A 13,511-nucleotide genomic window follows, 5' to 3' on the forward strand; every position below is an offset into this window, starting at 1 on the left:
CGAGTCCGCCCTCGCGGGCCTGGTGCGCGCGGCGGCCGCCTTCGCCTTCCGCCCCCTGCTCACCGCGGTCGCCGTGGTGGGCGCGGTGCGACATCCGGCGCGGTCCCGCGTCCGGCGCGCCGGACGCGTCCACCCGCTCGCCCCGGCCCGCTTCCTCGTGCACTCCGTGGGACGGAGGGGTCCGCCGCGCTCGGCCTTCAGCTTTGCCTGAGCACGCGGTACGACCCCCTGAGCCATCCCCACCCCTACGGAGCACTCCCATGAGCAGTCGCAACAGCCAGGCCAACAAGTCCGCCGCCCGCGAGCGGCTGCGCGTGGAGCGCGAGCGCCAGGCGAAGAAGGACAAGGTACGCAAGCAGGTCGTCGTCGGCGTCTCGATCGTCGGCGTGCTCGCGATCGCCGGCGCCGTCAGCTACGGCGTGATGCAACTGAACAAGCCCTCCGCCTGGGACGCCGCGGCGGACGCGAAGAACGTCACCGCGCCCAAGAACACCTCGGGCGACGACGGCACGACCGTCGTGATCGGCGAGTCGAGCGCCAAGAAGACCCTGGAGCTGTACGAGGACTCGCGCTGCCCGATCTGCGCCACCTTCGAGCAGACGGTCGGCGAGACCGTGGCCAAGGACGTCGACGCGGGCAAGTACAAGATCAAGTACGTCGGCGCGACCTTCATCGACAACTCCGACAGCGGCGAGGGCTCGAAGAACGCCCTGAGCGCCCTGGGTGCGGCGCTCGACGTGAGCCCGGAGGCCTTCCTGGAGTACAAGACCGCTCTGTACTCCGCGAAGTACCACCCCGAGGAGACGAACGACAAGTTCGCCAAGGACAGCTACCTGATCGAGGTGGCGGACTCCGTGGACGCGCTGAAGGGCAACAAGGCTTTCCAGAAGGCCGTCGAGGACGGTACGTACGACGCCTGGGCGATCAAGATGTCCAAGACGTTCGACAAGAGCGGGGTCCAGGGGACACCCACCCTCAAGATGGACGGCAAGACGCTCACCGCCGAGGGCAGCGAGAACGCCCCCATGACGGTGGCCGACTTCAACGCGGCGGTCACCAAGGCCCTGAAGGGCTGACGGACCACCGGCTCCGGGGACTCCGCGCCCGCAGAACGGCGGGAAGACTCACGGCCGGACCGGGGCGGCCGACGTAACTCCGGGCGTCATTCAGCCAACGGGCGGGCGAACTTCCTTTGTTCGCCCGCCCGTTCGCTCTACCCGCCAGTAGGGTGATCGCCCGTGACCAGACGACACCTCTCCGCCGCACCCACCCGCCGCACGGTCGTCAAGGCCGCCGCAGCCACCGCGGTCGCCGGCTCCGTGCTGACCTCGACCAGTGCCCGGGCCGCCGACGGCCCGGCCTTCCTGCACGGCGTCGCCTCCGGCGACCCGTTGCCCGACGGCATACTCCTGTGGACCCGCGTCACCCCGTCCCCGGACGCCCTGCCGGGCTCGGGCCTGGGCCCCGACACACCGTTGACCTGGGAGGTCTCCGAGGACAAGGCCTTCTCCCGGATCGCCGCCCGGGGCACGGCCGTCGCACGGGCCGGCTCCGACCACACCGTCAAGGCCGATGTCCGGGGGCTGCGCCCGGCGACGACGTACTGGTTCCGCTTCGCGGCCGCCGCTCACGGGGGCCAGGAGGGCGGCCAGGGCGTCCTCTCCCCCGTCGGCCGCACCCGCACGGCGCCCGCCGCCGGGGCGAAGGTCGCCGGGATCCGCTTCGGCGTGGTGTCCTGCGCCAACTGGGAGGCGGGCTGGTTCTCCCCGTACCGCCATCTCGCGGCCCGTGCCGATCTGGACGCCGTGCTGCACCTGGGTGACTACATCTACGAGTACGCGTCGGGCAGTTACCCGACCCGGGACACCGTCGTACGCCCGCACGCCCCGCTCCACGAGATCCTGACCCTCGCCGACTACCGCCTGAGGCACGGCACGTACAAGACGGACACCGACCTCCAGACGCTCCACGCCACCCACCCGGTGATCGCGATCTGGGACGACCACGAGTTCGCCAACGACGCCTGGTCGGGGGGAGCCGAGAACCACACCCCCGGCACCGAGGGCGCCTGGGCCGCCCGGGTGGCCGCGGCGAAGCAGGCGTACTTCGAGTGGATGCCGGTCCGCGCCTCCACCGAGGGCACCGTCTACCGGCGGCTGAGCTTCGGCGATCTGGCCGAGCTGCACCTGCTCGACCTGCGCAGCTTCCGCTCCGAGCAGGCGTCGATCGGCGACGGCGCGGTCGACGACCCGGAGCGCTCGATCACCGGGCGGGCCCAGCTGGACTGGCTCAAGGCCGGGCTGACCGCCTCGGACGCCGCCTGGAAGCTGGTCGGCACCTCGGTGATGATCTCCCCGGTGGCCTTCGGCGCCCTGCCCGCCCATCTGCTGGCTCCGCTGGCGGAGCTGCTCGGGCTTCCCGCGGAGGGGCTGGCGGTCAACGTCGACCAGTGGGACGGCTACACGGACGACCGCAAGGAGCTGATCGCGCACCTGCGGGAGAACGCCGTAAGGGACACGGTCTTCCTGACCGGCGACATCCACATGGCGTGGGCCAACGACGTGCCCGTGAAGGCGGCGACCTATCCGCTGTCCGCCTCGGCGGCCACCGAGTTCGTGGTGACGTCGGTCACCTCGGACAACCTGGACGACATCCTGCGGGTCGCCCCCGGGACGGTCTCGGTGGTCGCGGCGGCCGCGGTCAAGGCAGCCAACCGCCATGTGAAGTGGGTCGACATGGACGGGCACGGCTACGGCGTCCTCGACGTGACGGCCGAACGCTCCCAGATGGACTACTACGTGGTCTCCGACAAGACGAGGCGGGACGCGACGTCGTCCTGGGCCCGCTCGTACCGCACGCGCAGCGGCACACAGAGGATCGAGAGGGCCGACGCCCCGGTGCGCTGACCACTGGAGTACGCCGAAGGGGCCGCGCGCCGGGGTGCGCGGCCCCTTTCCGCGGCTACAGCGTGGCGAGGAAGCCCAGCGAGACCTTCCAGGCCAGCTCGGCCGCGTCCTCGTCGTGGTCGGGCAGGTCCGGGTCGGTGAACAGGTGCCCGGCGCCCGGGTAGCGGTAGACCTCGACGTCCGCGCCGGTGCGCTGCATCTGGAGGTACCAGCTGGTCAGCCAGTCGTGCGACTCGAAGGGGTCGGGGTCGGCGACGTGCAGCTGGACCGGCAGCTCGTCCACCGAGGCTGTCTCCGCGATGTCCGACGTGCCGTGGAGCAGCAGCAGTCCCCGCGCCTTCGCGTCACCGAGCGCGAGGGTCTGCGCCACCGACGCCCCGAAGGAGAACCCCGCGTAGACGAGGCCCTGGTCCGAGTAGGGCGCGGCGGCCAGCACGGCGCGCTTGAGCAGCTCGTCCTTGCCGACCTCCTCCTTGAAGGCCAGTCCTTCCTCGACCGTCTCGAAGGTGTGACCCTCGAAGAGATCGGGCACGCGCACCTCGTGGCCGGCTGCGCGCAGCCGGTCCGCCGACGCGTGCACGGCCGGCCGCAGACCGTAGGTCGAGTGGAAAAGCATGATGTTCATGCGGTCCATGGTGCCAGGCGCGCCCCGAGTCTTGGAGGACGACCGGATGGAGAACATACTGCGCCCGCTGCTGGTGGTGGGCGGTTCGGTGGTGATCACCCTGGTGCTGGGATGGGTGGTCGACCTGATGCTGCGCCGCGCAGACAGCCGGCACAGCGAGACCCCGCTGTGGGGTCTGCTGCGGCGCTGCCGGCCACCTCTGCAGGTGGTGTTCTGCACCGCCCTGCTGAGGGCCACGTTCAGCCAGATCCGCCTGGAGCCGATCCGGGACCACCGCGCCGTGATCGGCCAGGCCCTGACCCTGGTGCTGATCGCGGCGTCGGCCTGGCTGGTCCTGCGGGTCGCGGCCACCGTCGTGGAGTCGTCCTACGCCCGGTACGCCTCGGCCTCGCGCGACGCGGCACGCGTTCGCCGGGTCCGCACCCAGGTCACCCTGATCCAGCGCGTGGTCACCGCCGTGGTCGCGACGGTGGCGATCGCGGCGATGCTGCTCACCTTCCCCGCGATGCGCACGGTCGGCACCTCGATGCTCGCCTCGGCAGGTGTGGTCGGCATCGTCGCCGGTGTCGCCGCGCAGTCGACGCTCGGCAACCTCTTCGCCGGGTTCCAGATCGCCTTCGGCGACATGGTCAGGATCGGCGACACCGTGGTGGCGGAGGGGGAATGGGGAACGGTGGAGGAGATCACCCTGACCTTCCTCACCGTCCGCACCTGGGACGAGCGGCGGATCACGATGCCGGTGTCCTACTTCACCAGCAAGCCGTTCGAGAACTGGTCCCGCGGCGGGGCGCAGATGACCGGCACCGTCTACTTCCAGCTCGACCACGCCGCGCCGATCGCGGCGATGCGCGAACGGCTCCGGGACATCCTGGGCGAGTGTGCCGCGTGGGACGGCCGCGACTGGTCCCTGGCCGTGACGGACACCACCCCGACGACGATCGAGGTCCGCGCCGTGGTCACCGCCAAGGACGCCGACGACGTCTGGACCGCGCGGTGCGCCGTGCGGGAGCAGATGATCAGCTGGCTCCGGGAGACGCATCCGTACGCGCTTCCCCGCGTCATGACCGCACCCGCCGCACAGGCACCGGGCGACCACGGTCGGGAGCCGGGCTCGTCGCGTGAGCGGGAGCGGGAGCTGGCCGGTGCGGCACACGGCCCGTCGGCGAACGGGCAGACGGTCGACACCGACAGGAGTCCCCGTACGGGCCGTGGCTGACCCCCGCGCGCCGCGGCGGGCCCGTCAGCGCAGGCTGCGCACGTCCAGGTTCCTCAGCACCCGGTCCACGACCTCCGGATCCGCGCCGGGCTCGCTGCGGGCGGAGAGCACCTCGTGGCGGGCTGCCGACAGCAGCTCTCGCTGCACCCGGCCGAACGTCCTGAACCGCTCGGCGCGCTGGGCGTAGGCCTCGCGCCGCTCGTCGTCGAGCATGTCCGGACTGATCCGGGCCCCGATGTCGTACGCAGCGCGCTGCAGCCTCTCCTGGACGTCCTCGGGGAAGTCCTCGGCGTCCTCGATCTCCTTGAGGCGGTGCTTGGCCGCTTTGGCGGCCCGGATCGCGAGGGCGCGTTCCAGGGCCTGCTCCGCCTCGGTGTCGGCCCTGACGCCGAGCTTCCGCACGAGCCACGGCAGGGTGAGGCCCTGGAAGACGAGGGTGGCCATGATGACGGCGAAGGCGATGAAGACGATCTCGTCCCGGCCGGGGAACGGCTTCCCGTCGTCGGTCTCCAGGGGGATCGCCAGCGCGAGCGCCACGGAGGCCACCCCGCGCATCCCCGCCCACCACATGACGATGGTCTCCCGCCAGTTGGTGGGGATCTCCTCGTCGTACTCACGCCGCCGGTGGAGCCGCTTGGCGAGCCACGTCGCCGGCAGCAGCCAGAGGAGCCGTACGCCGACGACGACCGCGACGATCACCAGCCCCCATCCCACGAGCTCCAGTTCCCGGCCGTCGGCGGTGCCGAAGACGCTGTGGAGTTCCAGCCCGATGAGGCCGAAGGCGACACCGGTCACGAGGGTGTCGACGATCTCCCAGAAGGAACGGCCGGTGAGGCGGCCGAGGACGTCGTCGGCGTCCGCGGCGTGCTCCGCGAGGAAGAGCGCGGTGGTGAGGACCGCGAGCACGCCGGATCCCATCAGCTCCTCGGCGAGCACGTAGCTGACGAAGGGGACCAGCAGGGTCAGGCCGACCTGGAGCGTGGCGTCGCCCAGCAGCCCCATCAGCTTGATGGTCAGCCAGCCGAGCACCAGCCCGACCACCACGGCGACGACCGCGGAGAGCAGGAGGAGCCCGAAGGCCTCGGGAAGCGAGAAGGTGCCGCTGACGGCCGCGGCGATCGCCACGTGGTACAGGACGATGGCTGTGACGTCGTTGAACAGCCCCTCGCCCTCCAGGATCGAGACGAGGCGGCGCGGCAGTCCGACCGAGCCGGCGACCGCCGTGGCGGCGACGGGATCGGGCGGGGCGACGAGGGCACCCAGCGCCACGGCGGCGGCGACGGGCAGCCCGGGGACGATCGCGTCGGCGACCGCGGCGACGGCCGCCGTCGTGACGAAGACGAGGGCGACCGCCAGCAGGAAGATCGGCCGCCTGTTGGCCGCGAACTGCCGCCAGGAGGTGCGCTGCACCGAGGCGTAGAGCAGCGGGGGCAGCAGGGCGGGGAGGATGACCTCCGGCGGGATGTCCACGTCGGGGACGAAACTCGCGAAGGCCATGCCGATCCCGGCGAGCGTCATCAGCACGGGCGCGGGCAGACCCAGCCGCTCCCCCAGTGGCACCGTGACCACCGCTCCGAGGAGAAGCAGGAGCAGGAGTGCCATCTGGTCCACGTTGTGCCTTCCGCAGCGCGCCGGACCCGTTGATCAGCGGGCCAGGGCTCCCAGCGTGCCACGCCGGACCGGCCGTCCCGCGGCAGCCCCCGCGGGCCGCGCGGTCAGAGTGTGCGGCGCATGGCCCGGTGGGGCATCCCGGCGTCCGGGAACTCGGGGCCGTACGCCGTGTAGCCGAGCCGCTCGTAGAAGCCGAGCGCGTGGGTCTGGGCGTGCAGGTCCACGGCGGCCAGGCCCAGCGCGCGGGCCTCCTCCTCGATCGCCCGCACCAGTGCGGCGCCGACACCGAGGCCGCGGGCCTCGCGGGTCACCGCGAGGCGGCCCAGTGAGCCGGCCGCGGGGTCGCCGTCGGTCCGGTCCGCCGCCGCCTCACCGTGCAGCAGCCGTCCCGTGCCGAGCGCGGAGCCGTCCGCGGCGACCGCCAGGACGTGGACCGCCGCAGGGTCGTGGGCGTCGTACTCGAGCTCCTCGGGCACCTGCTGCTCACCGACGAAGACGTCCTTGCGGACCTGGAAACAGGCCGCGAGGTCACTCTCGTCGAGGGCCCTTCGGGTGCTGTACGAGGCGACGGAGGTCACTGGCTCTCCGCGGCGATCGTGTCGAGGGCGTGGCGCAGGTCGTCCGGGTAGGTGCTCTCGAATTCGACCCAGCCGCCGTCGGCCGGGTGCTCGAAGCCGAGCCGGACCGCGTGGAGCCACTGCCGGGTCAGGCCGAGGCGCTTGGCCAGCGTGGGGTCGGCGCCGTAGGTCAGGTCGCCGACGCAGGGGTGGCGGTGGGCGGACATGTGCACGCGGATCTGGTGCGTGCGCCCGGTCTCCAGCTTGATGTCGAGAAGGCTGGCGGCGCGGTAGGCCTCGATGAGGTCGTAGTGGGTCACGGAGGGCTTGCCCTCGGCGGTGACGGCCCACTTGTAGTCGTGCTGCGGGTGGCGGCCGATGGGGGCGTCGATGGTGCCACTCATCGGGTCCGGGTGGCCCTGCACCAGCGCGTGGTACTTCTTCTCGACGACCCGGTCGCGGAACTGCGCCTTGAGCAGGGTGTAGGCACGCTCGGACTTGGCCACGACCATCAGGCCGGAGGTGCCGACGTCCAGCCGGTGCACGATGCCCTGGCGCTCGGCGGCACCCGAGGTGGAGATGCGGTAGCCGGCCGCGGCGAGACCGCCGATGACGGTGGTGCCGGTCCAGCCGGGGCTCGGGTGGGCGGCCACACCGACCGGCTTCATGATCACGACGATGTCGTCGTCGTCGTGGACGATCTCCATGCCCTCGACGGGCTCGGCGACGATCTGGACCGGAGCGGCCGCCTGGGGCATCTCCACCTCCAGCCAGGCACCGCCGTGCACCCGCTCGGACTTCCCGGCCACCGCGCCGTCCACCTGGACCTTCCCGGCGGAGGCCAGCTCGGCGGCCTTGGTGCGGGAGAAACCGAACATCCGGGAGATGGCGGCGTCGACACGCTCGCCCTCCAGGCCGTCGGGTACGGGCAGGGTGCGGACCTCGGGATACGTACTCACCAGTCGAGTATGCCTTGCGCCCGCTAGTCCTTGTGCACGGTGCCGTCGGGGTCCAGGCCCTTGAAGGAGAGGATCACGATGAGGATTCCGCCGCACACGATCGCGGAGTCCGCGAGGTTGAAGACGGCGAAGTGCGCGGGGGCGATGAAGTCGACCACCGCGCCCTTGAAGACGCCCGGCGCGCGGAAGATGCGGTCGGTGAGGTTGCCGAGCGCCCCGCCGAGCAGCAGCCCCAGGGCGATGGCCCAGGGCAGGCTGTAGAGCTTCCGGGCGAGCCGGACGATGACGATGATCACGACGGCCGCGATGGCCGTGAAGATCACGGTGAACGCCTCGCCGATCCCGAACGCGGCGCCCGCGTTGCGGATCGCGTCGAACTTCAGCCACTCACCGAAGATCTCGATGGGCTCCTCGTGCTCCAGCTTCGCGACCACGATCATCTTGCTGATCAGGTCCAGGAGGTAGGCCAGGACGGCCACGACGAGGAGGGCGAGGACCTTCTTCCTGCCCCGGCCGGCCCGGGTCGAGCCCTCGGCCGGGTGCTGGGGCTCAGCCCCGTCGGCCCCCTCGGCATCAGGGATATCCGGCGTACCGATGATGCGCTCCGCCTCTGCCACGTGAGTCCCTCAACCTAGGTGCCTGACTGAGGACGAGGGTACGACACACCCAGGCTGTCAGGGGCCTCAGGCCCCGGACCGTCCCGGGCCTCCGCCACCGCCCGGACCTTTCGTCCGGACGCGGCCCGGACGGGTCCCGGAGGCGGCCCGGACCATGACGCGGCATGATCCGGGCGCGATCCGGACGGATCGGCTAGCCGCGCCGCTCCTGCTTCTGCTTGTCCTCGACGCAGAGCGTGGCCCGAGGGAAGGCCTGCATCCGCGCCTTGCCGATCGGCTTACCGCAGACCTCGCAGAGCCCGTAGGTCCCCGCGTCGAGGCGGGCCAGGGCCCGCTCGGTCTGGTCCAGGGTCTCCTGGGCGTGGGCCGCCAGGGACAGCTCGTGCTCGCGGGTGATGTTCTTCGTGCCGGTGTCCGCGTCGTCGTCGCCGGCCCCGTCCCCGGAGTCGCGCATCAGACCGGCGAGCGCCGCGCCCGACGCCTCCAGCTCGCTCCTCAGCCGCAGGACCTCACCGGTCAGCTCGGTCCGGGCCGCCTCGACCTCCTCCGGGGTCCAGGGGTCCTCTCCCGGCCTGACGGCGAGGTCTCCGGGCGCCGTCGCTGTCGCGGTGCCCTCTCCTGCCTCCGTGGTCCCGGCCGCGCTCTTCTTGGCTACCACCGTGTGGGCTCCTGTCTGCTCGGCGGCCCGGGCCGCCCCCGTGGCCTTCTTCGACGCCTTCTCGGCTGCGCTCTTCTTCGCGGTGCTCTTCTTCGCCGGCCCGTGACGCGTCGGTTCCCCGCCGGTCCGCTCCGGCTCCGCAGGCCGGGCCGCCGCCTTCTTCGCGACGGCCTTCTTCGCGGCCTTCTTCGTGGCTTTCCTCGCCGCCTTCTTCGCGGCCGGCTTCTCCTGGTCCGGCTCCGGACCGGCCTCCTCGCCCGCGCTCCCGTGCTCCTCCTCGGCAGCCGCAGCCGTGGATCTCATCGACGCCGTTCTCGATACGGCGGTCTTCTTCGCCACCATGGCCGCGGCCCCTTCACATATTGTGATCTTGCACGCGAATCGTGCTGGGACGATAAATCGACCCCAGCTCCGCGGCAACGGGGCACGCCGCCGGTTCTCACCTCCCGCGGCAGGGCGGTGGCGCGCCTGCAACCGTTGTGCCCAGCTCCCCGCGCGGTAATCCGCCCCCGCACGCCCTCAGGGACTCCGTCCGGCCCGACTGGCCATTCGGGTCAAGCACCGCCCCGTGGAAAAACCGGTCGGGCGTCGCGCGCGCGGGCCCGTACACTGGCCGCAGCGAGAGGCGTGGATGGGACGAGTAGCGTCGTACGCGGCCAGGAGCGACCCGGGGACGGTGGGAGCCCGGGGGCTGGCGCGACGTGAACATCACCCCGGAGCCGCCGGAAGAAAGCCTTGGACTGTGGGCTCCCCCACGGTCACAGGGCGACTAGACCCGGCATCGCGACCCCAATGAGGGGGCCACGGGCGCACGCCCGGGGCCAAGGAGGGTGGTACCGCGGGAGCTGATCCGGCTCTCGTCCCTCCGACGGAAGTGGAAGACGTCCGCCGGAGGAAGCCCGCACATGACATCGCCGCAGTACCGCCAGGTACCCGCCCAGGTCGACCTGCCCGCCCTCGAGCACGCCGTGCTCGACTTCTGGCGCGACAACAAGGTCTTCACCAAGAGCCTCGAACAGTCCGAGGGCCACCCCGAGTGGGTCTTCTACGAGGGTCCGCCGACCGCCAACGGCATGCCCGGGGCCCACCACATCGAGGCCCGCGTCTTCAAGGACGTCTTCCCGCGCTTCCGCACCATGCAGGGCTACCACGTCGGCCGTAAGGCCGGCTGGGACTGCCACGGCCTGCCGGTCGAGCTCGCGGTGGAGAAGGAGCTGGGCTTCAACGGCAAGAAGGACATCGAAGCGTACGGCATCGCCGAGTTCAACGCCAGGTGCCGTGAGTCGGTGACCCGTCACACCGACGCGTTCGCCGAGCTCACGACCCGCATGGGGTACTGGGTCGACCTCGACGACGCCTACCGCACGATGGACCCGGAGTACGTCGACTCCGTGTGGTGGTCCCTGAAGGAGATCTTCGACAAGGACCTGCTGGTCCAGGACCACCGCGTCGCCCCCTGGTGCCCGCGCTGCGGCACCGGCCTCTCGGACCACGAGCTCGCCCAGGGCTACGAGACGGTCGTCGACCCCTCGGTCTTCGTCCGCTTCCCGCTGACGAGCGGACCGCTGGCCGGCGAGGCCGCGCTGCTCGTCTGGACGACGACGCCCTGGACCCTCGTCTCCAACACCGCCGTCGCCGCGCACCCCGACGTCACCTACGTCGTCGCGACGGACGGCACGGAGAAGCTGGTCGTGGCACAGCCGCTGGTCGAGAAGGCGCTCGGCGAGGGCTGGGAGCCCACCGGCGAGACCTTCACCGGCCGCGAGATGGAGCGCTGGACGTACGAACGCCCCTTCCAGCTCGTCGAGTTCCCGAGCGAGGCGCACTTCGTCGTCAACGCCGAGTACGTCACGACCGAGGACGGTACGGGCCTGGTCCACCAGTCCCCCGCGTTCGGCGCCGACGATCTCCTGGTCTGCAAGGCGTACGGCCTGCCGGTGGTGAACCCGGTGCGTCCCGACGGCACCTTCGAGGAGGATCTCCCGCTGGTCGGCGGTGTCTTCTTCAAGAAGGCCGACGAGACGCTCACCGAGGACCTGGCCGCGCGCGGCAGGCTCTTCCGGCACGTCCCGTACGAGCACAGCTACCCGCACTGCTGGCGCTGCCACACGGCCCTGCTCTACTACGCGCAGCCGTCCTGGTACATCCGCACGACGGCGGTCAAGGACCGGCTGCTCCAGGAGAACGAGAAGACCAACTGGTTCCCGGAATCGGTCAAGAACGGCCGCTTCGGCGACTGGCTGAACAACAACGTCGACTGGGCCCTGTCCCGCAACCGCTACTGGGGTACCCCGCTGCCCATCTGGCGCTGCGAGGACGACCACCTGACCTGTGTCGGCTCGCGCGCGGAGCTCTCCGGGCTCACCGGCCGCGACCAGTCGGAGCTGGACCCGCACCGCCCGTTCATCGACGAGATCACGTTCACCTGCTCGCACGAGAACTGCCAGCTGGAGGCGTACCGCGTCCCGGAGGTCATCGACGCCTGGTACGACTCGGGTTCGATGCCCTTCGCGCAGTGGGGCTACCCGTACAAGAACAAGGAGGTCTTCGAGAACCGCTACCCGGCGCAGTTCATCTCGGAGGCCATCGACCAGACGCGTGGCTGGTTCTACACGCTCATGGCCATCGGCACCCTCGTCTTCGACAGGTCGAGTTACGAGAACGTGGTCTGCCTGGGCCACATCCTCGCCGAGGACGGCCGGAAGATGTCCAAGCACCTGGGCAACATCCTCCAGCCGATCCCGCTGATGGACCAGCACGGCGCCGACGCCGTCCGCTGGTTCATGGCGGCGGGCGGCTCCCCGTGGGCGGCGCGCCGCGTGGGCCACGGCACGATCCAGGAGGTCGTCCGCAAGACGCTCCTCACGTACTGGAACACGGTGGCCTTCCAGGCCCTGTACGCCCGTACGTCGAACTGGGCGCCGTCCGCGGCCGATCCGGCCCCGGCCGACCGCACGGTCCTGGACCGCTGGCTGCTGAGCGAGCTCGGCACCCTGGTGGAGGAGGTCACCACCGCACTGGAGGGCTACGACACCCAGCGTGCCGGCAAGCTGCTCTCCGCGTTCGTGGACGACCTGTCCAACTGGTACGTCCGCCGCTCGCGCCGCCGCTTCTGGCAGGGTGACAAGGCGGCCCTGCGCACGCTGCACGAGGTCGTCGAGGCGGTCACAAGGCTGATGGCCCCGCTGACCCCGTTCATCACCGAGCGGGTCTGGCAGGACCTGATCGTCCCCGTCGCTCCGGACGCTCCGGAGTCGGTGCACCTGTCGTCCTGGCCGAAGGCGGACCCGGCGTCGATCGACCCGTCGCTCTCCTCGCAGATGGCCCTGGTACGCCGCCTGGTGGAGCTCGGGCGGGCGACCCGTGCCGAGTCGGGGGTCAAGACCCGGCAGCCGCTGTCGCGCGCCCTGGTCGCGGCCTCGGGCTTCGAGGCGCTCACGCCGGAGCTGCGGGCGCAGATCACGGAGGAGCTGAACGTCTCGTCCCTGGCGTCGCTCTCCGAGGTCGGGGGCTCGCTGGTCGACACCACGGCCAAGGCGAACTTCCGTGCGCTGGGCAAGCGGTTCGGCAAGGGCGTCCAGGCGGTCGCCAAGGCCGTCGCGGACGCCGACGCCGCCGCGCTGTCGCTGGCGCTGCGCGAGGGCACGGCCTCGGTCGAGGTCGACGGTGAGCGGATCGCCCTCGCCCCCGACGAGGTCATCATCACGGAGACCCCGCGCGAGGGCTGGTCGGTGGCGTCCGACTCGGGCGCGACGGTCGCCCTGGACCTGGAGATCACCCCGGAGCTGCGCGCCGCCGGACTGGCCCGCGACGCGATCCGGCTGATCCAGGAGGCCCGCAAGAACAGCGGCCTGGACGTGGCGGACCGGATCGCCGTCCGCTGGACGTCGGCGTCCCCGGAGACGGCCGAGGCCCTGACCGCGCACGCGACGCTGATCGCGGACGAGGTCCTGGCCCTGGACTACGCGCAGGGTGAGGCGGACGACACGTACGGCGCCCCGTTCGAGGACGAGGGCCTGGCTCTCGTCTTCCGCCTCCGCAAGACGGAGCAGTAGCCCGGATCACACCCGAAGAGCCCGGCCGGACCTGCCTCCGGCCGGGCTCTTCGCCGTCCGCTCGCCCTTCGGCTCCGCCGACGCCGCTCCCGGCCCGCACCGGCTCCGCTCCCGGCCCCCTGCTGACTCCGCTCCGAGCCCGCGCCGAGACCACTCCAGACCCCCTTCGAGTCCGCCATCGGCCCCGTCCGAATCCACCGTCGGCCCCCGGATGCGGTCTCGCCGGCCCTTCCGGCCTCTCCGGCCGGGCCCGCCGATATCGCTCCCCGAGCCCCTCCGGCGATCGAGGAGCGGGGTCCGGGGCGGA

10 protein-coding genes and 1 pseudogene are annotated in these 13,511 nt (G+C 71.5%); 5 read left to right on the forward strand and 6 right to left on the reverse strand.

What is annotated here, in order from left to right:
- The 3 genes and pseudogenes from B9S57_RS00260 to B9S57_RS00270 all read left to right on the forward strand — a co-directional run.
- Nucleotides 1-211 (forward strand): annotated as a pseudogene (locus B9S57_RS00260) (hypothetical protein); the annotation flags it as partial.
- Nucleotides 212-260: 49 nt separating this feature from the next.
- Nucleotides 261-1,076, forward strand: coding sequence for a DsbA family protein (locus B9S57_RS00265; protein WP_103513491.1), 816 nt, complete (start codon nt 261-263; stop codon nt 1,074-1,076).
- A gap of 162 nt (nt 1,077-1,238) precedes the next feature.
- Complete coding sequence (locus B9S57_RS00270) at nt 1,239-2,906, forward strand: alkaline phosphatase (RefSeq protein WP_103513492.1); 1,668 nt, start codon at nt 1,239-1,241, stop codon at nt 2,904-2,906.
- Between the two features lie 55 nt (nt 2,907-2,961).
- Here the strand turns inward: B9S57_RS00270 and B9S57_RS00275 are convergent, their stop codons facing one another.
- The gene (locus B9S57_RS00275) at nt 2,962-3,540 is read right to left on the reverse strand and encodes a dienelactone hydrolase family protein (protein ID WP_103513493.1); all 579 of its coding nucleotides are present in this window, start codon (nt 3,538-3,540) and stop codon (nt 2,962-2,964) included.
- A 37-nt stretch (nt 3,541-3,577) separates the two neighbouring features.
- Between B9S57_RS00275 and B9S57_RS00280 the strand changes: the two genes are divergently transcribed.
- Nucleotides 3,578-4,747 carry a mechanosensitive ion channel family protein gene (locus B9S57_RS00280; RefSeq protein WP_103513494.1) on the forward strand — a complete coding sequence of 390 codons (1,170 nt, stop codon included), beginning with the start codon at nt 3,578-3,580 and terminating at the stop codon, nt 4,745-4,747.
- A 24-nt stretch (nt 4,748-4,771) separates the two neighbouring features.
- Here B9S57_RS00280 and B9S57_RS00285 read toward each other — a convergent pair whose 3' ends face one another.
- The 5 genes from B9S57_RS00285 to B9S57_RS00305 all read right to left on the reverse strand — a co-directional run bounded on the left by B9S57_RS00285 (nt 4,772) and on the right by B9S57_RS00305 (nt 9,491).
- Complete coding sequence (locus B9S57_RS00285; RefSeq protein ID WP_103513495.1) at nt 4,772-6,358, reverse strand: Na+/H+ antiporter; 1,587 nt, start codon at nt 6,356-6,358, stop codon at nt 4,772-4,774.
- Nucleotides 6,359-6,462: 104 nt separating this feature from the next.
- Nucleotides 6,463-6,936, reverse strand: a complete 474-nt coding sequence (locus B9S57_RS00290; protein ID WP_103513496.1) for a GNAT family N-acetyltransferase — start codon at nt 6,934-6,936, stop codon at nt 6,463-6,465.
- Entirely contained in the window at nt 6,933-7,874 is a 942-nt protein-coding gene (locus B9S57_RS00295; protein WP_103513497.1) for an RluA family pseudouridine synthase, read from the reverse strand. Before B9S57_RS00295 ends, B9S57_RS00290 begins: the two co-directional genes overlap by 4 nt.
- 23 nt (nt 7,875-7,897) lie before the next feature.
- Complete coding sequence (gene lspA / locus B9S57_RS00300) at nt 7,898-8,491, reverse strand: signal peptidase II (protein WP_103513498.1); 594 nt, start codon at nt 8,489-8,491, stop codon at nt 7,898-7,900.
- Nucleotides 8,492-8,684: 193 nt separating this feature from the next.
- Nucleotides 8,685-9,491 (reverse strand): TraR/DksA C4-type zinc finger protein, encoded by an 807-nt coding sequence (locus B9S57_RS00305; protein ID WP_103513499.1) that lies wholly within the window; start codon nt 9,489-9,491, stop codon nt 8,685-8,687.
- 563 nt (nt 9,492-10,054) lie between these two features.
- On the opposite strand from B9S57_RS00305, the gene ileS reads away from it, so the two are divergent.
- Nucleotides 10,055-13,204, forward strand: coding sequence for an isoleucine--tRNA ligase (gene ileS / locus B9S57_RS00310; RefSeq protein WP_103513554.1), 3,150 nt, complete (start codon nt 10,055-10,057; stop codon nt 13,202-13,204).
- The last annotated feature ends 307 nt before the right edge of the window (nt 13,205-13,511 follow it).

Origin of the sequence: Streptomyces sp. SM10 (assembly GCF_002910915.1) — a bacterium.
Lineage (GTDB): Bacteria > Actinomycetota > Actinomycetes > Streptomycetales > Streptomycetaceae > Streptomyces.

What these genes read in the sequence shown, in the direction of transcription:
- B9S57_RS00305 (WP_103513499.1), bottom strand. Translation starts at nt 9,491, where the DNA reads ATGGTGGCGAAGAAGACCGCCGTATCGAGAACGGCGTCGATGAGATCC.
- B9S57_RS00265 (WP_103513491.1), top strand. Translation starts at nt 261, where the DNA reads ATGAGCAGTCGCAACAGCCAGGCCAACAAGTCCGCCGCCCGCGAGCGG.
- ileS (WP_103513554.1), top strand. Translation starts at nt 10,055, where the DNA reads ATGACATCGCCGCAGTACCGCCAGGTACCCGCCCAGGTCGACCTGCCC.
- B9S57_RS00280 (WP_103513494.1), top strand. Translation starts at nt 3,578, where the DNA reads ATGGAGAACATACTGCGCCCGCTGCTGGTGGTGGGCGGTTCGGTGGTG.
- B9S57_RS00275 (WP_103513493.1), bottom strand. Translation starts at nt 3,540, where the DNA reads ATGGACCGCATGAACATCATGCTTTTCCACTCGACCTACGGTCTGCGG.